The organism is Nocardia sp. NPDC046473 (genome assembly GCF_040645995.1).
Taxonomy (GTDB): domain Bacteria; phylum Actinomycetota; class Actinomycetes; order Mycobacteriales; family Mycobacteriaceae; genus Nocardia.
Genome location: NZ_JBEYZJ010000008.1, coordinates 612,231 through 636,913 on the forward strand (window position 1 = coordinate 612,231; position 24,683 = coordinate 636,913).

Sequence of the window (24,683 nt, forward strand, 5' to 3'; positions counted from 1 at the left end):
GTCGTGCGCGAACGTCCGCGCGATTTCGGTGCGGGTGGCGCGGGCGGTTCGACAGCTGGTTCCGACTTGGCCACGGCGGATTCGGTCATGCGAGCCGCCCGATCATGCGGGCTTGGCGCCGTACACGGCCGCGCTCAGGGCGGTGATCACCCGGCCGGTGTTGGGTCCGTAGCTCAGGATCACCTGATCCGACATGTCGACGACCCGCTTGTTCCGCCCGGCGGGCGTCTGCGCGATGCCGGGCACCTTTTCCAACCCGTCGACTCCGCCAACGGATTTCAACCCGTCCGACATCACCAGCAGCAGATCGGGTGCGGCACTGATCATCGCCTCGCTGGTGATCGTGATGAACGGTTCGGACAGCGCGGCGCCGGCGTCTTGCCCGCCGAGCGCGGCGATCAGCGAATCCGCACCGGAGCCGGGACCGGCCAGCATGGTGATGGCGGTGCTGCGCAGATACAGGAATGCCATCTTCAACCGCGGATCCTGTTGGGGCACAGCGGCGATGGCGGCGTCGATCTCGGCGCGGGTGCGTTGTCCGAGCGCCTTGCCTTGTTCAGGCACGCCCAAAGCGTTTGCCACGGACTCGATTTGGGGGATGACACCGTCCATGGTGCGCTTCGGGTCGGCGAAGACGACGTTCACGCCTGCCGCACGCAACTGCTCACGCAACTGCGGCGTGACCGTCACATCGTCAGTCAGGAATACCGAAGGCCGCAGTGCCAGTAGGGCTTCCAGGTTCAACGCGCCGTTGCCGCCCGCCACGTTGGGCACATCGCGGATGGCGGGGATGGCGACTGAGCTGCGGCCGATCAGCTTTGAGCCCAAGCCGAGCGCGTACACGATCTGCGAGAGGGTGCCGTAGCGGTCGACCGCGATGATTCGGCTGGCATCGGTGATGGTCACGTCCGCGCCGTCGAACGAGCGCACGGTGACCGGCAGCGTCGGCGTCGGTTCCGGTCCGATCGGCACCGGGTCGAGGTCGGTCAGCGTCGCGGTGGCCGGTCCGCGCTGTCCGGAGTCGGTCGTGGCGGTGTCGGTGCCGCACGCGGCCGAGGCGGCGACCATGGTCAGCGCGAGTACCGCAAGCACACAGCGCGACCATCCCGACCGGACACCGGCGATCCGCTGGGTTCGGACGGACGGGTCGCCGGACGTCGCATGCCTCATATAGGCAAGCCTAAGACGTGCCGCGAGGCGACCGGCATCGGGTCGGTGCCGATCGAACCGATGGTCGCCGGGAAGACACTGGAGTGCGAGATTCCGTAAGTGTTCGGAAATGTGCCGCCGGCAGGGCGGATACGGAGCTGCGACCGGCGGCATCGCTCATTCGGTACGAGCACTGACATCGTCGAGTGCGGCCGCGATGGCGCGCGGCAGTTCAAGGGTTTCCGCGGCCAACACGCCGGTGAGTTGTCCGATATCGCGGGCGCCGACGATCATGCTCGCGATGCCGGGCCGGTCCCGAATCCAGGCCAGCGCGACGGCTAACGGTGAAGTGCCTAACCCGTCGGCAGCGGTGACCAGCGCGTCGACCACCCTGGTCGCGCGTTCGTCGAGACTGCTGCGGATATCGGCCGCGGTGGCCTCGTCCGCGCCACGCGAGTCCGCGGGAACCCCGTCCCGATACTTACCGGTGAGAATCCCACCGGCCAGCGGCGCGGACGCGATCACGCCGACGCCGTGATGCAGCGCGGCGGGCACGAAGTCGGTTTCCGCCTCGCGGGCCAGCAGCGAGTACGGCGTCTGCGCGACGCTGATCGGGGTGACCGCGGCGAGACTCGCCACCTGCCACGCGCCGAATCCGCGCACGCCCGCGTACCGCACCTTCCCGGCCTGCACCACCTGTTCGAGGGTGGCCGCGACCTCATCGAGTGGGGTCCGCGGATCCCACACCGCGACATTCCAGATGTCGAGGTGATCGGTGCCGAATTCGAGCAACGTCCGATCGAGCTGACGCAGCAGCGCGCGACGCGAGGTATCGACGGCGGTCTTGGCCGTCGCGTCCGGCACAGCCGGTCCGGCGGGCGCGGGCGTCACCCGCGGCGCGAGACCCGCACAGCCGCTGAGCACCAGATCATCTCGCGAGACGAGATCGCCGAGCAGCTCGGCCAGGATGCGTTGCGCGCCACCACCGACGTACGCGGGGGAGGTGTCGACGAGCGTGCCGCCCGCCTCGATGAACGCCACCAACTGCACGGCCGCCTCATCGGCATCCGTATGCGAACCCCAGGTATGGGTCGCAAGCCCTATCCGGGACACCCGTAGGCCGCTGCGGCCAACCGTCCGTTGCTCCATCACCGTGTCCGCGCAATCGTCACGGCGCCAAGCCTAGAGCGTGCGCGGTCGTCCGGGCGCCTACCCGCACAGTGGCTCGCGCGTCGTTCCCGATAGCGGTGCGAGCATGCCGCCCTGGCCGCGACACTGTACTGTCGCTGCGGGATTGCGCCGGACCTCACTCGCGTGCGACCCATCTGTTGACCAATTGCCCAGTCGGAACAGTTCTTTCGGGCAAGTACACATGGAGGCGGCATGAGACACCAGGAGACCGTGTGACGGGCGAATCGATGACCTGGATACAGGCGCTCGTCCTCGGCCTGGTGCAGGGCCTCACGGAGTTCCTGCCGATCTCCTCGTCGGCGCATCTGCGGATCGTGTCGGGGGTGTTCTTCGGCGACGACGCGGGCGCCTCGTTCACCGCGGTGACCCAGCTCGGCACCGAGGCCGCCGTCCTGGTGTATTTCGCCAAGGACATCTGGCGGATCCTGCAGGCCTGGTTCAGTACCGTGGCCCGCAAGCTGACGCAGCGGGACTCGGTGCCGATCACCGATCAGGTGACGACGCGGCTGCCCGTGGTGACGATGGGCCAGGCCGACCGCTACTTCGACACGGAGCGCCAGCGCGAGCTGGACTACCGGGTCGGCTGGTATGTGATCATTGCCACCATCCCGATCGGCGTGCTCGGCTACCTGCTCAAGGACGTGATCCGCACCGCGGCCCGCAATCTGTGGCTGATCTCGTTCATGTTGATCGCGTTCGCGCTGGTCATCGCGGCGGCCGAGTACTACGGACGCAAGCTGCGCCCACTCGAGCAGCTGACCACCCGGGACGGGTTGGTCATGGGTTTCGCGCAGTGCCTCGCGCTGATTCCCGGTGTGTCGCGCTCGGGGGCCACCTCGTCGGCGGGTCTGTTCCTCGGGCTGACTCGTGAAGCGTCCGTGCGGTTTTCGTTCCTGCTCGCGATTCCCGCGGTGACCGCGTCGGGGTTGTTCAGCATTCCGGATGCGTTCAAGCCGGCCGGTGAGGGACTCAATGCCAGCGGTGCACAGCTGATCGTGGCGACGTTGCTGGCGTTTGTCGTCGGATACGCGTCGGTGGCGTGGCTGCTGAAGTTCGTCGCGAAGCACTCGCTGGATTGGTTCGTCGGTTACCGCATCGTGCTCGGGTTGACCGTTATGGGACTGCTCGCGACCGGTGTCGTGTCGGCCACATGAATACAGCACCGCGTAGCGATCCCCTGGGGGGCGGCGGTCGGGCCGCGGGCGGGCTTAGGCTGACTGTATGACGGTGATTCTGCTCCGACACGGAGTCTCGACCTCGAACACCGCCCACACGCTGGCCGGTCGCAGTACCGGCGTCGAGCTGACCGAGCACGGCAACGACCAAGCCAAGGCCGTCGCTGAACGCCTCGCCGGGCTGCCGATCGAACGCATCGTGCACTCTCCGCTATTGCGCTGTCAGCGAACGGTGGCGCCGCTGGCGGAGAAATTAGGGCTGGAACCGGTCTTCGACGACCGGCTGATCGAGGTCGATTACGGCGAATGGACCGGGCGACCGATCGGCGAACTGCTGCAGGAACCGTTGTGGAAAGTGGTGCAGCGGCACGCTTCCGGCGCGGTGTTTCCGGGCGGCGAGGGGCTCGCGCAGGTGCAGGCCCGCGCGGTCGCCGCGCTGCGCGAGCACGATCGGGCGCTAGCCGAACAGCACGGGCACGACGTGCTGTGGGTGGCCTGCACCCACGGTGACGTCATCAAATCCGTGCTGGCCGACGCGTTGGGCATCCATTTGGACGGATTCCAGCGGATCGTCGTGGAGCCCGCGTCGATCAGCGTCGTCCGCTACACGCCGACCGCACCCTATGTGTGGCGGCTCAACGACACCGGCACCGACCTGTCCGCGTTGTCGAATCAGCAACGCCCCGTTCCCGATTCCGGCGCCGATAAACAAGAGGCCGCGCCCGATACGTCCGGGCCCGTTCCCGGCGGCGAGCTAGGTAGTGCCGGGAGTGGGGATAATGGGAATGCGGAGCGCTGAGATTCCTTGTACACGGATAGTGGGCGTTGTAACCCAGCGCCGTGGGTAGTCGATCAGGGTCACGTATCAGGAGGTGCATGTGTCACGCGCAATCCATGTATTTCGCACCCCCGATCGTTTCGTCGCCGGGACCGTCGGTGAGCCGGGCGATCGTTCGTTCTATCTGCAGGCCATCGAGGAACCGCGGGTTGTCAGTGTGCTGCTGGAAAAGCAGCAGGTGAAGGTGCTCGCAGACCGGATGGGTTTGCTGTTGGACGAGGTAGCTCGCCGGTTCGGCGCCGAGGTGCCGCCGCAGGCCGAGGACATCGGCGACACGGCGCCGCTGGTGACGCCGGTCGACGCGGAGTTCCGGGTCGGCACCATGGGGCTCGGCTGGGACGCCGATGCGAACGCGGTGGTGGTCGAGTTGCTGGCGATCACCGAGACCGAGGTGGACGAGTCGGTGGTGCTCGACGACACCGAGGAGGGGCCGGACGCGGTTCGGGTGTTCCTCACCCCGATTCAGGCGCGGGAGTTCGCGCTGCGGTCGACCAGGGTGATCGCGGCGGGTCGGCCGCCGTGCCCGCTGTGCGGGGAGCCGCTGTCGTCGCGGGGGCACATGTGCGTGCGCACCAACGGGTACAAGCGCGGCGATATCTTCGGCGCGGCCGAACTAGAGGAGTGATCGGTGACGCGGGCCGGGGACCGGTTCCACAGCGGCGAGCTGACGGTGATCGGGCGGATCAGTACTGCCAGTAACGTGACCCTGGTTTGCGACATTCTCGATGAGGCGGAACCGCCGCTGCGGGTGGTGTACAAACCGGTGCGTGGCGAGCAGCCGCTGTGGGACTTTCCCGACGGCACGCTCGCGGGGCGCGAGGTGGCGTCGTATCAGATTTCGGCCGCGGTGGGTTGGGGCGTGATTCCGGAGACGATCCTGCGCGACGGGCCGTACGGGGTCGGCATGGTGCAGCGATGGGTCGATGGGGTCGACAACCACACCGAGCAGGGGGATCGGCTCGACCTGGTCGATCTGTGTCCGGCCGGTGCGGTGCCCAATGGTTTCCATGAGGTGCTGCGGGCGCAGGATCCGGCGGGGAACGAAGTGTCGCTCATTCACGCCGACGATCCGCGATTGCAGCGGATGGCGGTGCTGGATGTTTTGCTGAACAACGCTGACCGCAAGGGTGGGCATGCGTTGGAGGGGACCGACGGGCAGGTGTACGGGGTGGACCACGGCATCTGTTTGCACAGTGAGCATAAATTGCGCACGGTGCTGTGGGGGTGGGCCGGACAACCGCTCAGTGAGGCACTCGTTGCCGATATCACGGCGTTCGCGAAGGAACTGCCGGGTGGAGTTGCCGATCAGCTCGCCGAGCACATCACCGAGGCCGAAATCGAGGCATTGGTCGACCGCACGCAGGAATTGATCGATGATCCGGTGATGCCGACGCCGCGCACGGCCCGGCCGATTCCGTGGCCTGCGTTCTGAATTCTCGTCGAGCCGGTTTTCGGCAGTGAATGCGAAGCTGCGTGCTGTGTCGGGTTGCTCGGCACAATTCGCTGCCGAGTTCCAATAGCTCGAGTCGACTAGAGGGCGCAACCCTCGATTCAGCTGCGCCCGTGTGATGTCGACTATCCGGACGTGCGCCGTGACGGTCATCCACCCTCGCGAATTCCATTGCCGTACCGACACCGTCGGCCCGCCAGCGAGATCAGCTGAAGGACTGCGGGCCGAAGCGACCCCAGGCAATGAACACAGCCAACGCAAGATACGCGACATTCAGCACCACGAACTTGTATCCACCATCCCGGATATGGGTGATCATCGCGCCCACCATCAACACGACCCAGCAGGCAGCCGTCACCGGCACCAGAACCGGCACGATATCGAGCACAGCAGGCAAAATCAGGCCAACCGCGGCGAGAAGCTCGAGCAGCCCGAGAGCCTTGATGAATCCACCACTGATCGGCTCGGTCCATTGCCCGCCAGGCACCGCGGCGAGTTTCTCCTTCGGTACGAACGTCTTGCTGATTCCGCCGGCCAAGGCGACGACAGCCAGCAGTCCGGCAGCAATCCACAGTGTGATGTTCATGAGCTCTCTCCTCGAGAAGTAGTCGGCGACTTGTCCGCATAAGACGCCCACCGTCCGACCCGTGTGACACCCCACCTCCGTGATGTACGCCATAGGCAGAGCCGCACTGTTGCGCTGGCACCCTGCACTGCTCGCTGAGCGGGAACGTCCGCTGCGCACAGCCGATCTCGCGGCCCGCTGGTCACGGTGGCCCACAATGCACGTCGGCGACCAATGAATGTTGTTGCGGTACTGGTTCACTGGCATTGGGCCAGGTCGTTCGCGGCCGAGTCGGCATCGAGTGCGGGGTTGCGCACCGTGCCGATCGCGGGCGTTGGCCCCCTTGATCGGGCCGAGATTCTTCGTTGCCCTCGGGCGGTCCGGCCGCTACCGTCAGCGGTTGGCCGGGTGGCGCGCGGTGCCGGAGCGAAGGGGCCGGATGTCCGCGGACGCGGATCCGCCGACAGCTGATTCTGCGAGAGCGAAAATGTTGACATCCCATGATTTGCTGAAAAACGCAGGTCGGGAGCGGCTGGTCAGGGGCGTACGGCGGGTGCTGGACCGGGGCGGGGGGCGATGATCTCGACCACACCTTTACCCTCGAATCATGCAGTCCTGGTCCGATACCGCCCTACCCACCATCCCCGGAGCAGGGCCACCGTTGCGGTTGTACGACACCGCCGACCGTCAGGTGCGGCCGGTGACACCCGGTGCCACCGCCACCATGTACGTCTGCGGGATCACCCCCTATGACGCCACCCATCTCGGTCACGCCGCCACCTACCTGACCTTCGATCTGGTCAACCGGGTGCTGCGCGACGCAGGCCACGAGGTGCACTACGTGCAAAACGTGACCGACGTGGACGACCCGCTGTTCGAGCGGGCCGAGCGCGACGGCCTGGATTGGCGCGACCTGGGCACCCGCGAGATCAATCTGTTCCGCGAGGACATGACGGCGCTGCGGATCGTGCCGCCGCGCGAGTACGTCGGCGCGATCGAATCCGTCGACGAGGTCATCGAATTCGTGCAGAAGCTGCTGGCGTCGGGTGCGGCGTACATCGTCGACGATGCCGAGTTCCCCGACGTGTACTTCCGCGCCGACGCCACCGAGCAGTTCGGCTACGAGTCCGGCTACGACCGCGCCACCATGGAGCGCCTGTTCGCCGAACGCGGCGGCGACCCCGACCGTCCCGGCAAGCGCGACACCATCGACGCGCTGCTCTGGCGTGCGGAACGCCCGGGCGAGCCGTCCTGGCCCGCCCCGTTCGGGGCCGGACGTCCCGGCTGGCACATCGAGTGTTCGGCGATCGCGCTCAACCGCATCGGCCCCGAGTTCGATATCCAGGGTGGCGGCAGCGACCTGATCTACCCGCACCACGAGTACTCCGCCGCACACGCCGAGGCGCTCATCGCGGGCCGCCGCTTCGCCCGCCACTACGTGCACGCCGGCCTGATCGGCCTGGACGGCGAGAAAATGTCGAAGTCCAGGGGCAACCTGGTGCTGGTCTCCACGCTGCGTCGCAGCGGCGTCGACCCGGCCGCCATCCGCCTCGGCCTGCTGGCCGGCCACTACCGCCAAGACCGCATGTGGACCGACGCGGTGCTCGAGCAGGCCAAGTCCCGCCTCGACCTGTGGCGCCGCGCCACCGCCCTGTCGTCCGGCCCCACCGCCACCGACACCATCGCCCGCCTCCGCCAGCACCTGTCCGACGACCTGGACACTCCGAAAGCCCTGGACGCCCTGGACAATTGGGCCCGCCAGGCCCTGGAATACGGCGGCTCGGCCCCGGAAGCCCCCGCCGAAATCGCCGCCGCCATCGACGCGCTCCTCGGCATCAGCCTGTAGTCCGCCCGTCCGACTGTCGATTCGCGCAGCCCGCAGAACGTTGCGGGTTATGCGAAGCGACGGACAGATATCTCGGCCTGACCTGGTGGCAAATCCGGTCGGTTGGGCGCGCCGCAGACTGTTGCCGCTCGGCAGCGGTTCTTCGGAACTCTGTGCCCTCGTACAACATTCGCCGACTCTGGCCGGTTTCTCGCACAGCGTCCCGCGCCAGATCGCGAGTAAGCCCGCCATGATGTCCCGTTCGGCAGACGGCCCGGCAGGTCGGCCGGGGACCGGCTGCTGCGTGGCCCGCCGGTCAAGTGACGGTGGTGGTTTCGGCGGGGACGGTGGGTTGGTGGACTTCGGGGGGTGGGGCGGGGGAGTAGAGGCGGTCGATGTCGGGGGCGTATTTGGCGGCGATGGGGTTGCGGCGGAGTTTCATCGTGAGGGTGATTTCGTCGCCGCCGGGTTCCCAGAAGGTGGGCAGGACGGTGAAGCGTTTGATCTGTTCGACGCGGGACAGTTTGGTGTTGCCTGCCGCGACGCCGCGAGCGATCTCGGCGATGACGCTGGGGTCTTCGGCGAGGGCGGCGGCGGAGGCGTCGGGTAGGCCGTGTTGGGCCGCATAGGGTCCGGCGGTTTCGGCGTCGATGACGATGAGTGCCGTGTTGAAGGGGCGGCGGTCGCCGATGGTGGCGATGGAGCCGATCAGCGGGGTGGCGGCTTTGATGGCGTTCTCGATGTTGGCCGGGGACATGTTCTTTCCGGCGGAGTTGATGATGAGTTCCTTCTTGCGATCGACGACGCGCAGGTAGCCGTCGGCGTCCTGGGTGAGGATGTCGCCGGTGTGCAGCCAGCCGTCGGCGTCGAGGGCCTCGGCGGTCTTGGCCGGTTCGGCGCGGTAGGCGCGCATGATCGACGGGCCGCGGATCAGGAATTCGCCGTCGTCGGCGATGGTGGCTTCGAGGCCGGGCAGCAGCTTGCCGACCGTGCCGAGCCTGGCTTCCCGAGGTGGGCTGACGGTGGCGATGCAGGTCACCTCGGACATGCCCCAGACCTCGGAGATGGGGATGCCGAGGCCGAAGAAGAAGCCGAGCGTTTCCGGCGGGATCGGCGCGGCGCCCGACATCGCCCACTTCACCTGGTCGAGGCCGAGTTTCGCGCGCAACTTGGACAGGACGGCGGCGTCGGCCTTCGCCCATTCGGCGGCGAGGGCGTCGTCCATCGGCTCGCCGGACAGTTCTGCGGCGGCCTTGCGTGCGGCGACGTCGAGTCCCCACTGCAGGGCCGCGCGGGTGGTGTCGTCGGGTTCGTTGGCGGCCGCGAATTCGAGTGCGGCCTTGAACTTTTCCCACACGCGGGGGACCGCGCCCCAGATCGTGGGCTTGGCGTCGAGCAGCGCGGCGAGCAGTTGATTGCGATCGGGCACGACCGTGAGTTGCGTGCCGAAGACCTCCTGCAGATACAGCGCGGTGAATCGGTCGGCCATGTGCGCGGTCGGCAGGTATGAGGTCTGCCGGTCGCCGAATTCGACGGGGAGTACCGAGGCGAAGGCGTGTGCGTCGAACAGGAGGTTGGCGTGGGTGAGCTCCACGCCCTTCGGGTTGCCGGTGGTTCCGGAGGTGTAGCACAGCGTCACCACGTCGTCCGGTTGTACCGCGCGCCAACTTGCCTCGAAGTCGAAGTCGCTGCGTCCCAATGATTTCAGCTCATCGACGCTGAGCGTTCCGTCCGGTGCGCCGTCCAGGGAGACGATGGTCTCGATCGGCACGCCGCAGGATCGGATGCGGTCCACATACTGTGCCTCGCAGATCACCACGCGATTGCCCGCGTTGCCGAACACATAGTTCAACTGCTCGGGGACGAGTGTGTTGTACACGGAAAACGAGGTGGCCCCGGCATGTTGCGCACCGACCTCGAGCGGATAGAACTCGACCCGATTGGCCATCATCAATGCGACAGTGTCGCCACGTCCGACACCGAGCGCACTCAACCCCGCCGCGATCTCCCGTACCTGCGTGGCGTAGGCCCGCCAGGTCAAACTCTGCTCGCCGCCGATCGACCGGACCGCAACCGCGTCGGGATCAATGGCCGCGACCCGCTGAAACGCGGCGCAGGAGGTATTCGGTTCGGACATCACGCAACCCCGTTCAGAACAGCTGTCTATCTATCTCAGACGGTAAAGGCAGGGAAGCGAGACGGGGACGTTTCTGTCGATTTCCGCGCGGTAGCGTCGCCGCGGACGAGCGATCCGCTGGGGCTTCGCCGCAGCCTGTTCGGACGCGGTGACGGGCGAGCCGGCGCGTCGGAACGATTTGCGTTAGACACCTACCCGGTAGGGGTATATGGTCGAGCTGGCCGACGGCGCGCTCGACTCGATCGATCGAGCCGAGCTTTCCGAACGAGGAGTGAGGTACGTGAACCACGACCAGCAGCACCGCAACCCGCCACGCCGCACCGCCGTCCTCGACGTGCGCGGCGTCCGCTGGGCCAGCCAAGCCAACGTCGTCACCGCCGTACTCCGCCGCAGGCCCGGCGTGCTCGATGTCGCCGCCAACCCCACCGCCCAAACCGCCACGGTCGCCTACGACCCCACGCTCACCTCGGTCGCCGAACTGGCCGGCTGGGTCCGCGACTGCGGCTACCACTGCGCAGGCCGCTCGGTCCCCAACCACATCTGCGATCCACTGGTCGAGCCGCACACCGACGGTCACGCGGGGTGGGACAGTGTCGGCAATGCCGCGCACGACGGCGACGTGCCCGGCGCGTACGAGCACCGCGGTGACGCCGCGGGTGGCGGGCGAACAGCGCCCGCCGCGCACGATCCGCATGCCGGACACCACGCACACGTAGCCGACGGCGCCCCGGACGCTGAACACGTCGGAACCGCCGGGCCGGGCGGCAGCGGTGGTCAGGGGGCAGACACGGAGATCGCCGATCACACCGGGCACACCGTCCACGATTTCCCCGCCGAGCAAGCCGGGATGGCCGGGGTGGCCGGGCAATCTGGGGTGGCCGGGCATGGCGGGATGGCCGAGCAAGCCGGGCAATCTGGGGTGGCCGAGCAAGCCGGGATGGCCGGGCAAGGCGGGATGGCCGGGCAAGCTGGGATGGCCGGGCATGGCGGGATGGCCGGGCATGGCGGGAACGCCGATGGTGGCGGACACCGTGGGCATGCCGGGAGTGGTGGCCACGGCGATGCCGAACATGGCGGCCATGCCGAACATGGCGGGCACGCCGGGCATGCCGGGATGTCTATGGCGGACATGGCTGCTGATATGCGGAATCGGTTTGTGGTGGCGGCCGTTTTTGCGGTGTTGGTGATGTTGTGGTCGCCGATGGCTACCGACATGTTCGGGGTGCATTTGCCGGTGCCGTTCGGGATGCGGCAGGACATTTGGGCGCTGGTGCTGAGTTTGCCGGTGATCTTCTATTCGTCGGCGATCTTCTTCACCGGCGCGGTCGCGGCGTTGCGGGCGCGCACGTTGGACATGATGGTGTTGGTCGCGGTGGGGATCGGGGCGGGCTGGCTGTATTCGCTGGCGATCACGCTGACCGGCGGCGGCGAGGTGTTCTACGAGGCCTCGACGATGCTGGCAACCTTTGTGCTGCTTGGTCATTGGTTCGAGATGCGGGCTCGCGGCGGCGCCAACGATGCGATCCGCGCGCTGCTGGATCTGGCGCCGCCGAAGGCGGAGGTGATCCGGGACGGCGTGCCGGTCGAGGTGCCTACCGCGGAGGTGGTGGTCGGTGACCTGTTGCTGGTGCGGCCGGGTGCGAAGATCGCCGTTGACGGTGTTGTCGAGGAGGGCGACAGCGAGGTCGACGAGTCGATGGTGACCGGCGAGAGCATGCCGGTGCACAAGGAACCGGGCTCGACGGTCATCGGTGCGTCGTTGAACACCAACGGAACGCTGCGAGTGCGTGCGACCAAGGTCGGCGCGGATACCGCGCTGGCGCAGATCGTGGAATTGGTTCAGCAGGCACAGAATTCGAAGGCGCCGGGCCAGCAGCTGGCCGACCGCGCGGCCTTCTGGTTGGTGCTGGTCGCGCTGATCGGCGGCGCTCTGACGTTCACGGTGTGGCTGCTCGTCGGCGCCTCGTTCGCCAAGGCGATGTTGTTCGCGATCACCGTCGTGGTGATCACCTGCCCCGACGCCCTCGGCCTCGCCACCCCGACAGCGATCATGGTCGGCACCGGCCTCGGCGCGAAACGCGGTGTGCTGTTCAAGAATGCGCTCGCCCTCGAATCCGCGGCCCGCATCCAAACGGTAGTGCTGGACAAGACCGGTACCCTGACCAAGGGCGAACCAGAAGTCACCGATGTGGTGACCGCCGAAGGATATTCGGCCGACGGGGTGCTCCGCCTGGTCGCCGCCGTCGAACGCGAATCCGAACACCCCCTGGCCGCCGCGATCGTCCGGCACACCGAAACCCGCAGCCCCGCAACGCAGGTCGAGCCCATCCCCGGTGACGCGGCGGCTACCAAGGTCGGCGAATTCGCGCACGACCTCGCTCATCTTCCCGGTAGGCCTGCCGTCGATGACGGCGGCACGAATTTGCCTGGCGACGACTCCGGGCACGGCCCGAGCGCCGGAACCGGAACGCCCTTGTCTGCCGGCAAGTTCGAGAATGTCCCCGGTCATGGTGCAATCGCCGAGGTCGATGGCCATCGTGTCCTCGTCGGCAACCGGCGCTTGTTCGAACGGGAGCGCGTCGACCTCGGTTCGCTTGCCGCGCAACGTGATCGCCTGGCCGATTCTGGTCACACCGCCGTGCTCGCCGCGATCGATGGCACTGCTGTCGCGGTGATCGCACTCGCCGACGCGCCGCGCGACACCTCCGCCGCCGCGGTCGCCGAGTTGCATGACCTCGGTATCGAAGTGGTGATGTTGACCGGCGACAATCACGCTACCGCCGAACGCATTGCCGCCGACCTCGGTATCGATACCGTCATCGCGGAGGTCCTGCCCGGCGACAAGGCCGCGAAAATCGCTGAGCTGCAACGTGATGGCCGCAAGGTCGCCATGGTCGGCGACGGTGTGAACGATGCTCCGGCGCTGGCGGGCGCGGATCTGGGTATCGCGATCGGCGCGGGCACCGATGTCGCCATCGAAACCGCAGACCTGGTGTTGATGCGCTCGGACCCGCTCGACGTCCCCACCGCGCTGCGCATCGGCCGCGGCACGCTGCGCAAGATGCATCAGAACCTGGCCTGGGCCGTCGGCTACAACACCATCGCGCTGCCGATCGCGGCAGGCGTTTTCGTGCCGGTCTTCGGTTTCACCCTGCGCCCAGAGATCGCCGCCATGTCGATGTCGGGTTCCAGCATCATCGTCGCGTTGAACGCGTTGTCGCTCAAACGCCTCCGCCTTCCGGGCCGGAACAGGACCCGCGACTAAGGTGAAGACAGTGAGCCAGCCTGCGAAACGCCCCCGCCAGCCGCGAATGCAGCTGGCGGTGCGTCGTGCGCAGGTGCTCGACGCCGCATTGCGGCTGGTTACCCAGCATGGCTACGCGGCGATCACCATGGAGGCGGTCTCGCGCGAGGCGGAGCTGGCCAAGCCTCGCGTTTATGCCGCCTATCCGGGCGTGGAACCGCTGCTGCTCGCGCTCTTCGACCGGGAAGGGCAGCGAGCACTGGCGACGTTGGCCGAGGCGATGCCCACCTTCGCCGACGACGCCGAGTTCGACGACATCCTCGTCGCGGCGATGTCGAACCTGCTCACCGCGGTCCTCGCGAACCCGGATTCGTGGCGGCTACTGCTGCTGCCCGCTGTCGACGCGCCGAGACAGGTCCGCGAACGATCCGAGGCCGCGAGTCAATTCGCCCTCGATCAGCTGCGCGCCCTGCTCGAATGGGGCCGCGATCGCCGTCCCGGCCTCGCCGACCTGGACCTGGAACTGCTGGCTATGTCCCTGATCGCCGCGGGCGAGCGGGCCGGGCACCAGATCCTCACCGACCCTGAGCAGTTCAACATCGACCGCTACCAACGGTTCGCCCGCAGCATGCTGGCCGCGTTCGCACCCCAGTAATGTGCTCGTGCTGTACATGTCTGAGACACTGACCTAGATTCGGTGGGCATGGAGACGATTGAGCTCACCGCACCCGATGGACGGCTCGAGGCGGTTGTGGCGCGGCCGTCCGGGGACGGGCCGTGGCCGGGGGTCGTGGTGATCCACGATGGGGTGGGGTTCAGCGAGGATCTGCGGCGGACCGTGCGGATGCTGGCCGATTACGGGTATCTGACGATCGCGCCGAATCTGTTCTCGCGAGGCCGGGTGCGCTGCATTCGGACGATCTTTCGCGCGCTGGCGTTCACCGGCGACGGCCCGCCGGTGCGCGATGTCATGGCGGCGCGGGATCGGCTGGTCGCCGAACCCGACTGCACCGGCCGCACCGCCGTGGTCGGATTCTGTATGGGCGGCGGGTTCGCGCTGCTGGTCGCGCCGAAAGGTTTCGACGCGTCCGCACCGTTCTACCCGTCGCTGTACGGCGACTACCGCGCCATGCTCGACGGCGCCTGCCCGGTGGTCGCCAGCTATGCCCAACGCGACCCGATCCTGATCGGCGCACCACGCAAACTGGACGCAGCGCTGACCGAACTCGGCGTTGACCACGACATCAAGGTCTACCCGAAGGTCACCCACGCCTTCGCCAATGTCACCCCGGTCGACCCGCTGCTGCGCGTCACCGGCCTCGGCTACAACGAGGACGCGTCCCGCGACGCCTGGCAGCGCATCTTCAGCTTCTTCGACACCCACCTCACCGGCGCCGAAAAGCCCTGAGCCAGCGGACCTGTCGAGCTCGCCGGCCGCCTCTCTCCAGAATCAACGGGGCACCCGCCCCGGCTGCGAAACGGATGCCGATTTCGCGTGCAGCGATCACGTTCGAGATCATGGGGGAACTGGTGCTGTTGGCCTCTCGGGCGGATGCCAGCATCACTTCCCCCATGCTCTTGAACGGGCCGCCCGACCACGAGCACGGCGGGTAATCGCTTACTCGCCGCTCCATTTCGGGGCGCGTTTCTCGGCGAACGCGCGCGGACCTTCGAGGGCGTCCTTGCTGATGAACACCGGTCCGGCTTCCTCGAGGCTCATCTGCCAGATCGGGGTGTCCCAGTCGGAGCCGAAGTCGTTGACGCGGTGCATGATTCGCTTGGAGGCGCGCACCGCCAACGGCGCGTTGCCTGCGATCTTCTCGGCCAGTTCGAGTGCGGCGGTCAACACTTGATCGGCGGGCACCACCCGGTTGACGAGTCCCCAGTGTGCCGCGCTCGCGGCATCGATCGGAGTGCCGGTCAGCGCCATCTCGAGCGCGATCTTCGGCGGCACCGCACGCGGCAGGCGCAGCAAACCGCCTGCCGCAGCGACCAATCCGCGCGTCACCTCGGGCAGGCCGAGCGAGGCGTCCTCGCTCATCACCGCGAGGTCACTGGCCAGTACGATCTCGGTGCCACCGCCCAGCGCGAACCCGTTGACCGCCGCGATGAGTGGCTTGTCGACGAAATGCTGGACCAGTCCGGCGAATCCGTACTCCGGATGCGCGGGGTCATGAATCGCGTTGCCGCGCGCCAACTCTTTGAGGTCGGCTCCGGCACAGAACGCGCGCCCGGCCCCGGTGATCACGCCGACCCGCAGTTCCGGATCGGCGGCGAGTTCGGCCAGCGCGGCACCCACCGCACTCGACAGCGCGGCGTTCACCGCATTCATCGCCTCGGGGCGGTTCAGCGTGATGACGGCGATGTGCCCCTTGCGTTCCAGCGTGGCTGCGGCGGCGGTCAAGGTGAGCCCTCCTTCAGAATTTCCATCGAACCTACCGGGAGGCTGCGCGGGCACCGTGTCAGATCCCGATCAGCGGGCGGTGCCTACGCGGTGCCGCGGCCGATCCAGGCCCGCGCCGCGGATTCCGTCGCCGATGCTAGGCCACGATGGCGGAGCGGCCCTTGACCTTCCGGGCGCTGCGAGGGCCTAGGCAGGCGCTCCTGCCGACGGCGATATCGCCGGCGGTCAGTGCTGCTGCGACTGATCGCGCCGCGCGGCAGACAATTACCCGCTCGGCTCCGTGCAAGACTTGGCCGGTGAGTGGGCCCAAAGAAGACATTCAGCACAACTCCGGCAAGCCTGACGACAAGACGGACCAGCGCAGCGGGAGTCACGCGGTGCCGGATCGCGGCGATGTGATCGGCTCCGGAATCATCTGGCTTGCCAAATGGGCGCTGTGCATCGTCGCGATCGCCGCGGGCGCGTGGGTGCTGATGTTTCTGCTCGCGAAGCTGTGGGTGGTGATCTTGCCGGTCGCGCTCGCGATCGTCGTCGCGACCGTGCTGTGGCCGCCGACGCGGTGGCTCACCGATCACGGCTTGCGTCCGGCGCTGGCCGCGACGATCACGATGGTTGTGTTCATCGGCGCGCTGGCCGGAGTCATCGCGTTGATCGTGCCGTCGGTGGTGGACCAGGCGCCCGACCTCGCCGATAAATCCACCGCTGGTGTCAATCAGGTGCGCGATTGGATGCAGGGACCACCCCTGCGGATCCGCGACGAGCAACTCAACTCCGCCGTAGACGCGATCGTGTCCCGGTTGCAGTCGAGCGCCGCGCAGATCGCCGGTGGTGTGTTCAGTGGAGTGTCCACGGCGACGTCGGTGCTCATCACGTTATTCCTGGTGCTTGTGCTGAGCTTTTTCTTCGTCAAGGACGGTCCGCGACTGCTGCCGTGGCTGCATGCCGTGCTCGGCAGCCGCAGCGGCCGCCATGTCGAGGAGGTGCTGAACCGGATCTGGGGCACCCTCGGCGGTTTCATCCGGACCCAGGCGCTGGTGAGTTTGATCGACGCGGTGTTCATCGGTGCGGGGCTGGTGATCCTCGGAGTGCCATTGGCGCTGGTGCTCGCGGTGATCACGTTCATCGGTGGTTTCGTCCCGATGGTCGGCGCGTTCGTGGCCGGGGCGCTCGCGGTGCTCGTCGCGCTGGTCGGCAATGGGTTCACCACCGCGTTGATCGTGCTCGCCATCATCGTCGCGGTGCAGCAGCTGGAAGGCAATGTGCTGCAACCGGTTCTGCAGAGCCGCAGTATGAAACTGCACGCGGTGCTGGTGTTGCTCGCCGTCACCGCGGGCGGCTCGCTGTACGGGATTGTCGGTGCGTTCCTCGCCGTCCCGGTGGTGGCGGTGGTCGCGGTGGTGGTCCGCTACATCGGCGAGCAGATCGATGTGGTCACCGCCGCGCCCGTGCCGTCGGACGACGAGGTTCAGCCCGCACCGGAGTAGGTCAGTCGGTTTGCCGGGCAGCCTCGAGCGCGGCGATGGCACCGGCGAACATGGTGTTCTTGATGGCGCCGAGGGTGCCGGCATCCTTGCCGCCGAGTGGGGCGAGGATGGCGAGCGCGGCGTCGGTGATCGCCCCCTCCGCGGCGGTGGCATCGACGATATCGACGGCGAGCGCGTCGGTTCCGCCGAAGCGACGGCCGGTGGTCATCGAGGCGACGGCGGTCTTCGGGGAGAGCTTGGCCTGGATGAGCGCGGCCATGCCCTCGGTGAACGGGATGCGGATGTCGACCTCGGGGAAGCAGAAGTAGCCGCGATCGGCGCGCATCACACGGTAGTCGTGGGCGATGGCGAGCATGGCGCCCGCGCCGAAGGCGTGACCGGGCAGCGCGGCGACCGTGGGGACGGGCAGCGCGAGCACCCGCGCGAAAATGGCCTGCACCTCGCCGACGTACCACTGGCTGCGATCGCCGTTGGCGCCGAGCCAGTCGAGGTCGAGCCCGTTGGAGAAGAACTTTCCGCCGGCGGTGGTGACCAGGCCCTGCGCGCCGTCGGCGAGCACGGTGTCGAGGTGGGCGTTCACCTCGTCGAGAAAGGCCGGCGAGAAACGATTTTCGTCGTTGCCGAGGTCGAGGACGGCGATCTTGTCGTGGTAGCTGAGAGTCGGCATGAGATTCCTTGCGTCGGGAGGTGTTGGATTCTTCTGACCATGAATTGCTGTCACGGTGGCGGACCGAGCGCGAGTACGGCCCGCACTGCCGCGCGAAGTTGCTCGCGGGCAAGAGGATTGGTGAACCGTTTGCGGCGCAGCAGGATTGCGGTGGGTAGGTCGACCAGGCACAGGTTGAGGACGTCGACCGCGCGCCCGTCGGCTCGATCCCAGAGGTGTCGTGACAGTCGGATCATCAACTCCACCAACACCTTGTCGGTGTCCGCCAGCTCGGTCGCGATGGCCTCGGGCACCTCGCCGAGCAGTTCATCGCGTTCGACGGTGAGCAACAGCCGCGATGACACCGGGAACTTCTCGGCGAACACCACGGGCGCCTCGGCCGCGGCGACCACCGCATCGATACCGTCGCGCCGATCGGGCCCATCCAGCGCGCCGTCGACCAACGCGGACTGCAACGTCAGGAACCGACGCGCCGCCCGCAGCCAGGTGCGCCCGAGCAACTCGGCCCGGGAACCGAACGTGTGATAGATCGCGCCGTTGGACACTCCGGTCGCCGCCGCGACCGCCCGCGTGGTGACCGCGGCCGGACCCGATCGCACGGCCAGCGACTCCGCGGCATCGAGCACGATGTCGGGGTCGTAGGTGCGGGGGCGAGGCATGCGACCACAATAACAGAGCAGGCGCTCTGCTATTCGAGGGTGTCGCTATCCAGCAGCCGCGCACGCGTTCGATCGACCCCGCGATGCTCGTGCGCTATGAGATAGCCGGGCGCACTCGTTCGCGAGCATGGTTTCGATTGCGCACGCGCACTAGGTATTTCGCCAGGTAACAGGTACCCAGGGTCGCTGGAACAGGGGTGCGGTGGCTTGGCTATCCTCGTACGAGCCGACGAGACAATGGGGTACTGTTCGGTCCTTCCACCCCTGCCCGAACGAACAGAACGGCACCCGGCATGTCACGTGTGGTCACCAAGGAGCAGTACTTCGACACGGCTCTGGAGGTGCTCGCCGAACTCGGTTTCAAGGGGCTCAACATCGGCGTGCTGTGTCGTCGGCTCGGGGTCACCAGCGGCTCGTTCTATCACCACTTCGGCAGCTGGCAGGGCTTCGTCGACGTATTACTGGAGCACTGGGAGAACCGGCAGGTGCTGATCCTGCGCACGCTGAAGTTCAACCAGGGCAACCCCGATGACGACATCCGCGCCATGTCCGACCTCGCCGCGGGCCTGCACCACGCCGCCGAAGCCGCGATCCGCGCCTGGGCGGGCAACGACGAATCGGTCAACCTGGCGCTCAAGCGGGTCGACGAATCCCGCAGGCGCACAGTGCACAAGGCGATCAAGGGCGTCATCGGCGACGACGACACCACCGCCGTGGTCACCTCACTCGGCATGGCCATGCTGATCGGCTACCAGCAGATCGCTGCGGGCGGCGAAGACCTCTCCTTGGACAAGCTGCTCAACCAATACGCGCGTCTGATCTACTCGCACGCCCGCCGCTGAGCGGTGTTCAGCCCAGTAGCTCGTCCACATAGCACCAGCGCCACGCCTCGCCGGGCTCGACGCTGCGCATGACCGGGTGCTGAGTGCTGCCGTAGTGCTTGGTCGCGTGGTTGCCGACCGAGGAATCGCAGCAGGCGATGTGTTTGCAGGTGAGGCACATTCGCAGGTGCACCCAGGTCAGGCCCTCGGCGAGGCACTCTTCGCAGACGTCGGGGCCGGTGGGGTCGAGGACCAGTGGGGCGTCGTCCAGATGCGCGCACGTATCGCCCGCTTTGGGGGCGGAGAGCGGCTCGAGCGGTTCTTCTTCGGTCTCGTCGTACCGGTCGATCATCGACTCTTCCAGGTCGAGGCGGGCCAGCACGTATTGCAGGATCTCGTAGTCGGCTCCGCCCGAATCCCGTACGCGCAGTACCGTTTCCCGTTCCACGCGCAGCATCGCCAACCTCAGCCGCCGGTACTCGGCGGTCGGGGTCGCCTGCTCGGATTCGGATCGACCGAGACGCTCCCAGGCGGCGTTGGTTTTCCAGGTGACTCGGTCGCGCAGCGAATCGACCACCGACCGCGGCGTTTCCGGAGTGATCCACTTGTCGAGCTCGGTCAGTCCCGCGGTTGTCGCCTGCTGGAGCAGATTCGCCTTCTGTAGCGCGTTTTCCGCGCGACTCGGCCCACGCAGATGCAGCAGCCGCACCAGCCACGGCAGCGAAGTGCCTTGCAGCAGTAGCGTTCCCGCGACAACAACCAGCGCGAGCAGTTTCAGCACCGGCAGCTGCGGGGTGTCCTCCGGCAGCAGCAGCACCGCGGCGAGGGTGACCACGCCGCGCATGCCGGCCCACGACACCACCGTCGAATTCCTGAGCGGCACGCCGCCGGTATGGTGCCCGAGTCGGCGAATCAGCAACGACCACGGGAAGATCCACAATGGTCGCGCCAGCATCGTCACGAGCAGCACGCCGATCGCGGCCACCACGACGGTCCGATGATCGAGCCCGCTGCTCCACGCGCCCTCGAGGATCGCGCGCACCTGCAACCCGATGATCACGAACACCGAGCTCTCCAGAATGAACTGGATGGTGCGCCAATTGGTGCGTTCCGCGATCCGCGACGCCGCGCTCTGCCACACCGGCGCGCCGTGCCCGAGGATCATGCCGCAGGTGACCACCGCGATCACACCGGACGCGTGGATCCCTTCGGCGGGCAGGTACGCCGCGAACGGCGCGAGGAACGACAGCGTCGTATCGAGCACCGGGTCGGTGATCCGACGACGCAGCAGCGCAAGCAGATACGCGACGACCACGCCCACCGCGGCACCGCCGCCCGCGGCGAGCAGGAAATCGCCGCCCGCCTGCCACACCGACACGGTGCCGGCCGCCGCGGCGATCGCGGTGCGCAATGCCACCAGCGCGGTCGCGTCGTTGAACAGCGACTCGTCCTCGAGGATCGTGACGATCTGGCGCGGCATGCCGATCCGCCTGGCCACCGCCGTCGCCGCCACCGCGTCCGGCGGCGCCACCACCGCACCGAGCGCGACCGCGACCGCGAACGGCACCGGAAGCAGCCACCACACCACGGAGGCAACGGCGAAGGTACTGAACAGCACCAGGCCCACCGAGAGTGACGCGATGGTGCGTAAGTTGGCGCGGAAGTCGACCAGTGATGTCCGGATCGCCGCCGTATACAACAACGGCGGCAGCAGACCGAGCAGGATGATCTCCGGATCCGGATGAACCTCCGGCACGAACGGCAAATACGACGCCGCCACCCCGGCCAGGGTCAACACGAGTGGCTCGGACACTCCGAACCGGCGGGCCAGCGCCGCGAGCGCTGCCGCAGAAGCAACAAGAACCACTAGGCCGATCGCGACATGCACCGTGGCATTCTCGCAGAGCGCACCGACGGCAACTGGGCCCGCAGTAGATGACACGTCCGGTGTCGACGGATTTCCTGTGCCGGAGGGGTTCAGGGGCCATGCTTGTCGGCGACAAGGAGGTAGGCATGGAGGAGTTTGCGTCCTGGCGGGCGAACGGCAGGCGGTTCACCCACCGCGGCCACCAGATCTTCTATCGCGACGGCGGCGGTGGGGCCGACGGCACCCTGGTCTGCATCCACGGCTTCCCGACCGCGTCCTGGGACTGGCATCGCATCTGGCCGGGGCTGTGCTCGCGGTTTGCCCGGGTGCTCGCGCCGGACATGATCGGTTTCGGCTGGTCGGCGAAGCCCAGCAATTACCGGTACTCGATCGGCGATCAGGCCGATATTCACGAGGATCTGTTGCGGGAGCAGGGGATTGATCGGTTCCACATCCTCGCCCACGATTACGGCGACACTGTCGCGCAGGAGTTGCTGGCTCGCGACGCCGAACGCAGGGCTGCGGGTGATGAGTCGCTGGTGATCGAGTCGGTGTGTCTGCTCAATGGTGGATTGTTCCCGGAGACGCATCGGGCGCGGCTGGTGCAGCGGCTGCTGGCCGGTCCACTCGGACCGCTGGCCAGTTTCCTGGCGTCCGAGCGCGCGTATACAACCAGTCTGTCGTCGGTTTTCGGGCCGGACACCAAACCGACTCGGGACGAACTGGATCAGTTCTGGACGTTGTGGTGCAGCAAGCGCGGTAAACGTAACGGCCACAAGTTGATTCGCTACATGGCGGAACGTCGCAAGTATCGCGAACGCTGGGTAGGGGCCCTGCGTGACGCCACTGTCCCGTTGCGTCTCATCGATGGTCTCCTCGACCCGGTCTCCGGTGCGCATATGGCCCGCCGCTACCGGGAACTGATTCCGAACCCGGACGTGGTGGAACTCCCGAAGGTCGGCCACTACCCCCAGGTGGAGGCCCCAGACGAGACCCTCTCGGCCTTTCTCGATTTCCATGCGACTCGGGTGCCGCACGGCACCATCTGATTGCGCTGCTCGCACGCCTTCGGTGATGTCGGACCACCCTGGCAACGAGTTGGCAGGGTGGGGTCGTCGGTCGCCGCTGCACTGAGGCCGTCCGCAAACCTTGCGGGCGAGTGGTCAGCCAATGATCGCCCTCGGGGCCCTCGTAGTCATGCAAGCACGGCCCCGAGGGGCTCGCTGACCTGGCCCTGCGTCATGCTTATGGCATATCCCATAACATGGCGATATGGCAGGGACACGCCGAGCGCGTAGTGACGGTTCTGTACGGCCGCGTCCGGGTGATGCGCGGCGGCGAATGATCGAGGGGGCGGTCGAGTCGTTGCGGGTGCACGGCGCCAGCGCGACAAGTGTGGATCGGGTGCTCAGTACCACCGGCGCGCCGCGTGGCTCGGTGTATCACCACTTTCCAGGTGGGCGCACCGAACTGATCAATGACGCGGTCGTGACGGCCGGGACCATCATGTCGGAGTTCATCGAGCAGTTGACCGTCGACAGCGACCCGGTGACCGCACTCGACCACTTCGCCACGATGTGGCGGCGCACGTTGCTCGACAGCGAATTCCGCGCGGGCTGCCCGGTATTCGCCGTCGCGGTCGAAACCAATGACGATGCACCGGAATTCGCCCGCGCCGCCGCCGCCGTCTTCGCGCGCTGGGAACGCGCGCTCACCGAACTGCTTGTCCGAGACGGCATTGCGGAGCCCCGCGCCCGCAGTCTCGCCACCCTCACCGTCGCCGCGTTCGAGGGTGCGATCGCCCTGTGTCGGGCCCAGCGTGACATCACACCGCTCGACAACGTCGTCGGCGAACTGCGCGACTTGATCCCCGCGGTCGCCCGTACCAAGTAGGCCTCGGGCGTGCAGGATCGCCGCGTGTCGGTGGCCTGGCGTGGGCATTCGCACTCAGGTGCAGCCCCGTGGGGTGACGGGCGTGTTGGAACGACTGACCGTCGCAGCGTGGGTGGTACTTCTTGACACACCTACTATGGTGGATACCATAATCGAGGAACGGTGCGTGTGAATCGGGTTTGCGCCGAAGCACTCTCGTGAACCACCGTTGTCATGCGCATCGAAGGAGCTGCCGATGTCTGTCGCCGATCTCTCACTGGAGACCATTCAATTGGTCCAGGACGGGCGGGTGCTGACGGCGCGGGTCGTCGCGCCGCCGCTCAACTTCGCCACGCCTGAGTTCGTCCGCGACCTGGACACGCTGACCGCCGCGGTCGACGCCGACGACACTGTGGGCGCGGTCGTGATCACCGGTGGGCTGCCCGGCCGGTTCCTCACCCACGCCGACCCGCGCGCCCTCATCGGCATGGTCGAGCTGCCGCATCCGTTCATCCCGGCTCGGGCCGCGGCACCGTTCCTGCGGATCGGTGATGTGGCGATGCGAGTGCCCGGCGCGACGCGACTGGCGGAACGTTTTGGCGGTGGGCTCGGCGCCGGGCTGGTGTGGGGGCACCGTTGGAAGAAGACCACGCTGCGGATGAACCGTTCTGGCGCGGTGTATTTGGCCGCGATCAACGGTCCGGCACTCGGCGGCGGTCATGAGATCGCGCTGTCCTGCGATCTGCGGTACGCGGCGGACGCCGACCACGTCAAACTCGGCCAGATCGAGACGCTCGCCAACCTGATTCCCGGTGGCGGCGGAACCCAGCGCCTGTCGCGACTCTTGGGCGCGGCCAAGGCCATTGAGGTAACCCTCGAAGGCGCACCATTGTCAGCGCAAGAGGGCTACCGGCTCGGCTTGGTACACCGATTGGTACCCGAAGACCAGCTCCTGGCCGAAACCCAGTCGACCGCAGCAAGATTGGCTACCAGAAACCCGGTCGTCATCGCAGAAGCCAAGCGCGCCATCTACTTCGGCACCGACAAGTCCCTGTCTCGCGGCCTGGACCGCGAGCAGGCCGGATTCATCTCCACGGGCACCACCATCGCGGCCGCCCGCACCACCACGGCATTCTTGGAAGACCTAGACCGCCTCGGCGACACCCCATTCCTCGCCGACCTCAAACCATGGCTCGACGGCACCCGCGTCGACCAGACCAGCAAATAACCGGTCGCGCAGCGCACCGTCCAGCCGCGCGTCGACCCGGATAGCCTGCCGCGCAAGGTTCGTCGCGCCGCGCACGAAGCAGTCAACGATTCGCTGCGCGGCGCGAC

At 67.2% G+C, this 24,683-nt stretch carries 21 protein-coding genes; 13 read left to right on the forward strand and 8 right to left on the reverse strand.

All coding sequences use genetic code 11. The features are described from left to right. Positions 1-102: 102 nt before the first annotated feature. Entirely contained in the window at positions 103-1,170 is a 1,068-nt protein-coding gene (locus ABZ942_RS30305) for an ABC transporter substrate-binding protein (RefSeq protein ID WP_357387887.1), read from the reverse strand. 156 nt (positions 1,171-1,326) lie between these two features. Further along, a complete protein-coding gene (locus tag ABZ942_RS30310; protein WP_357387888.1) occupies positions 1,327-2,298 on the reverse strand; it encodes an aldo/keto reductase in 972 nt (323 codons plus the stop codon). A 269-nt stretch (positions 2,299-2,567) separates the two neighbouring features. On the opposite strand from ABZ942_RS30310, the gene ABZ942_RS30315 reads away from it, so the two are divergent. From ABZ942_RS30315 to ABZ942_RS30330, 4 genes are all read left to right on the forward strand, one after another. After that, positions 2,568-3,494, forward strand: a complete 927-nt coding sequence (locus tag ABZ942_RS30315) for an undecaprenyl-diphosphate phosphatase (RefSeq protein WP_357387963.1) — start codon at positions 2,568-2,570, stop codon at positions 3,492-3,494. Between the two features lie 67 nt (positions 3,495-3,561). Continuing rightward, on the forward strand, positions 3,562-4,314 hold the full coding sequence (locus ABZ942_RS30320) for a histidine phosphatase family protein (protein ID WP_357387890.1): 753 nt from the start codon (positions 3,562-3,564) through the stop codon (positions 4,312-4,314). 79 nt (positions 4,315-4,393) lie between these two features. Next, positions 4,394-4,978, forward strand: a complete 585-nt coding sequence (locus ABZ942_RS30325) for a DUF3090 domain-containing protein (protein WP_040735411.1) — start codon at positions 4,394-4,396, stop codon at positions 4,976-4,978. Between the two features lie 3 nt (positions 4,979-4,981). Beyond that, positions 4,982-5,785, forward strand: a complete 804-nt coding sequence (locus ABZ942_RS30330; RefSeq protein WP_357387892.1) for an SCO1664 family protein — start codon at positions 4,982-4,984, stop codon at positions 5,783-5,785. 223 nt (positions 5,786-6,008) lie between these two features. Here the strand turns inward: ABZ942_RS30330 and ABZ942_RS30335 are convergent, their stop codons facing one another. Further along, the gene (locus ABZ942_RS30335; protein WP_357387894.1) at positions 6,009-6,389 is read right to left on the reverse strand and encodes a DoxX family protein; all 381 of its coding nucleotides are present in this window, start codon (positions 6,387-6,389) and stop codon (positions 6,009-6,011) included. A gap of 586 nt (positions 6,390-6,975) precedes the next feature. Between ABZ942_RS30335 and mshC the strand changes: the two genes are divergently transcribed. Next, positions 6,976-8,214: a cysteine--1-D-myo-inosityl 2-amino-2-deoxy-alpha-D-glucopyranoside ligase gene (mshC, locus tag ABZ942_RS30340; RefSeq protein ID WP_357387896.1), complete on the forward strand. Its 1,239-nt coding sequence runs from the start codon at positions 6,976-6,978 to the stop codon at positions 8,212-8,214. Positions 8,215-8,509: 295 nt separating this feature from the next. On the opposite strand, the gene fadD11 is transcribed toward mshC, so the two are convergent. After that, positions 8,510-10,330 (reverse strand): fatty acid--CoA ligase FadD11, encoded by a 1,821-nt coding sequence (gene fadD11 / locus ABZ942_RS30345; protein ID WP_357387899.1) that lies wholly within the window; start codon positions 10,328-10,330, stop codon positions 8,510-8,512. Positions 10,331-10,610: 280 nt separating this feature from the next. Between fadD11 and ABZ942_RS30350 the strand changes: the two genes are divergently transcribed. The 3 genes from ABZ942_RS30350 to ABZ942_RS30360 are packed head-to-tail and all read left to right on the forward strand — an operon-like array spanning position 10,611 to position 14,982. Next, positions 10,611-13,595 carry a heavy metal translocating P-type ATPase gene (locus ABZ942_RS30350; protein ID WP_357387901.1) on the forward strand — a complete coding sequence of 995 codons (2,985 nt, stop codon included), beginning with the start codon at positions 10,611-10,613 and terminating at the stop codon, positions 13,593-13,595. Positions 13,596-13,605: 10 nt separating this feature from the next. Beyond that, complete coding sequence (locus ABZ942_RS30355) at positions 13,606-14,229, forward strand: helix-turn-helix domain-containing protein (RefSeq protein WP_357387903.1); 624 nt, start codon at positions 13,606-13,608, stop codon at positions 14,227-14,229. A gap of 48 nt (positions 14,230-14,277) precedes the next feature. Then, complete coding sequence (locus tag ABZ942_RS30360) at positions 14,278-14,982, forward strand: dienelactone hydrolase family protein (RefSeq protein WP_357387905.1); 705 nt, start codon at positions 14,278-14,280, stop codon at positions 14,980-14,982. A gap of 210 nt (positions 14,983-15,192) precedes the next feature. Here ABZ942_RS30360 and ABZ942_RS30365 read toward each other — a convergent pair whose 3' ends face one another. Beyond that, on the reverse strand, positions 15,193-15,978 hold the full coding sequence (locus ABZ942_RS30365) for a crotonase/enoyl-CoA hydratase family protein (protein ID WP_357387907.1): 786 nt from the start codon (positions 15,976-15,978) through the stop codon (positions 15,193-15,195). 377 nt (positions 15,979-16,355) lie between these two features. Between ABZ942_RS30365 and ABZ942_RS30370 the strand changes: the two genes are divergently transcribed. Further along, positions 16,356-17,462, forward strand: coding sequence for an AI-2E family transporter (locus tag ABZ942_RS30370; RefSeq protein ID WP_357387965.1), 1,107 nt, complete (start codon positions 16,356-16,358; stop codon positions 17,460-17,462). 1 nt (position 17,463) lies between these two features. Here the strand turns inward: ABZ942_RS30370 and ABZ942_RS30375 are convergent, their stop codons facing one another. Beyond that, positions 17,464-18,129, reverse strand: coding sequence for an enoyl-CoA hydratase-related protein (locus ABZ942_RS30375; RefSeq protein WP_357387909.1), 666 nt, complete (start codon positions 18,127-18,129; stop codon positions 17,464-17,466). 50 nt (positions 18,130-18,179) lie between these two features. Beyond that, a complete protein-coding gene (locus tag ABZ942_RS30380; RefSeq protein WP_357387911.1) occupies positions 18,180-18,788 on the reverse strand; it encodes a TetR family transcriptional regulator in 609 nt (202 codons plus the stop codon). A gap of 293 nt (positions 18,789-19,081) precedes the next feature. On the opposite strand from ABZ942_RS30380, the gene ABZ942_RS30385 reads away from it, so the two are divergent. Next, positions 19,082-19,630, forward strand: a complete 549-nt coding sequence (locus tag ABZ942_RS30385; protein ID WP_357387913.1) for a TetR/AcrR family transcriptional regulator — start codon at positions 19,082-19,084, stop codon at positions 19,628-19,630. Between the two features lie 7 nt (positions 19,631-19,637). Here ABZ942_RS30385 and ABZ942_RS30390 read toward each other — a convergent pair whose 3' ends face one another. Next, the gene (locus tag ABZ942_RS30390) at positions 19,638-21,497 is read right to left on the reverse strand and encodes a Na+/H+ antiporter (protein WP_357387915.1); all 1,860 of its coding nucleotides are present in this window, start codon (positions 21,495-21,497) and stop codon (positions 19,638-19,640) included. A 125-nt stretch (positions 21,498-21,622) separates the two neighbouring features. Between ABZ942_RS30390 and ABZ942_RS30395 the strand changes: the two genes are divergently transcribed. The 3 genes from ABZ942_RS30395 to ABZ942_RS30405 all read left to right on the forward strand — a co-directional run bounded on the left by ABZ942_RS30395 (position 21,623) and on the right by ABZ942_RS30405 (position 24,576). After that, positions 21,623-22,525, forward strand: coding sequence for an alpha/beta hydrolase (locus tag ABZ942_RS30395; RefSeq protein WP_357387917.1), 903 nt, complete (start codon positions 21,623-21,625; stop codon positions 22,523-22,525). 292 nt (positions 22,526-22,817) lie between these two features. After that, positions 22,818-23,369, forward strand: coding sequence for a TetR/AcrR family transcriptional regulator (locus ABZ942_RS30400; RefSeq protein ID WP_357387919.1), 552 nt, complete (start codon positions 22,818-22,820; stop codon positions 23,367-23,369). A 235-nt stretch (positions 23,370-23,604) separates the two neighbouring features. Then, positions 23,605-24,576: an enoyl-CoA hydratase-related protein gene (locus ABZ942_RS30405; RefSeq protein ID WP_357387921.1), complete on the forward strand. Its 972-nt coding sequence runs from the start codon at positions 23,605-23,607 to the stop codon at positions 24,574-24,576. The last annotated feature ends 107 nt before the right edge of the window (positions 24,577-24,683 follow it).

Coding starts and splice junctions, on each gene's coding strand:
- ABZ942_RS30395 (WP_357387917.1), top strand. CDS start 21,623: ATGGAGGAGTTTGCGTCCTGGCGGGCGAACGGCAGGCGGTTCACCCAC.
- ABZ942_RS30385 (WP_357387913.1), top strand. CDS start 19,082: ATGTCACGTGTGGTCACCAAGGAGCAGTACTTCGACACGGCTCTGGAG.
- ABZ942_RS30380 (WP_357387911.1), bottom strand. CDS start 18,788: ATGCCTCGCCCCCGCACCTACGACCCCGACATCGTGCTCGATGCCGCG.
- ABZ942_RS30375 (WP_357387909.1), bottom strand. CDS start 18,129: ATGCCGACTCTCAGCTACCACGACAAGATCGCCGTCCTCGACCTCGGC.
- ABZ942_RS30305 (WP_357387887.1), bottom strand. CDS start 1,170: ATGAGGCATGCGACGTCCGGCGACCCGTCCGTCCGAACCCAGCGGATC.
- ABZ942_RS30320 (WP_357387890.1), top strand. CDS start 3,562: ATGACGGTGATTCTGCTCCGACACGGAGTCTCGACCTCGAACACCGCC.
- mshC (WP_357387896.1), top strand. CDS start 6,976: ATGCAGTCCTGGTCCGATACCGCCCTACCCACCATCCCCGGAGCAGGG.
- fadD11 (WP_357387899.1), bottom strand. CDS start 10,330: ATGTCCGAACCGAATACCTCCTGCGCCGCGTTTCAGCGGGTCGCGGCC.
- ABZ942_RS30315 (WP_357387963.1), top strand. CDS start 2,568: ATGACCTGGATACAGGCGCTCGTCCTCGGCCTGGTGCAGGGCCTCACG.
- ABZ942_RS30400 (WP_357387919.1), top strand. CDS start 22,818: ATGATCGAGGGGGCGGTCGAGTCGTTGCGGGTGCACGGCGCCAGCGCG.
- ABZ942_RS30335 (WP_357387894.1), bottom strand. CDS start 6,389: ATGAACATCACACTGTGGATTGCTGCCGGACTGCTGGCTGTCGTCGCC.
- ABZ942_RS30360 (WP_357387905.1), top strand. CDS start 14,278: ATGGAGACGATTGAGCTCACCGCACCCGATGGACGGCTCGAGGCGGTT.
- ABZ942_RS30405 (WP_357387921.1), top strand. CDS start 23,605: ATGTCTGTCGCCGATCTCTCACTGGAGACCATTCAATTGGTCCAGGAC.
- ABZ942_RS30310 (WP_357387888.1), bottom strand. CDS start 2,298: ATGGAGCAACGGACGGTTGGCCGCAGCGGCCTACGGGTGTCCCGGATA.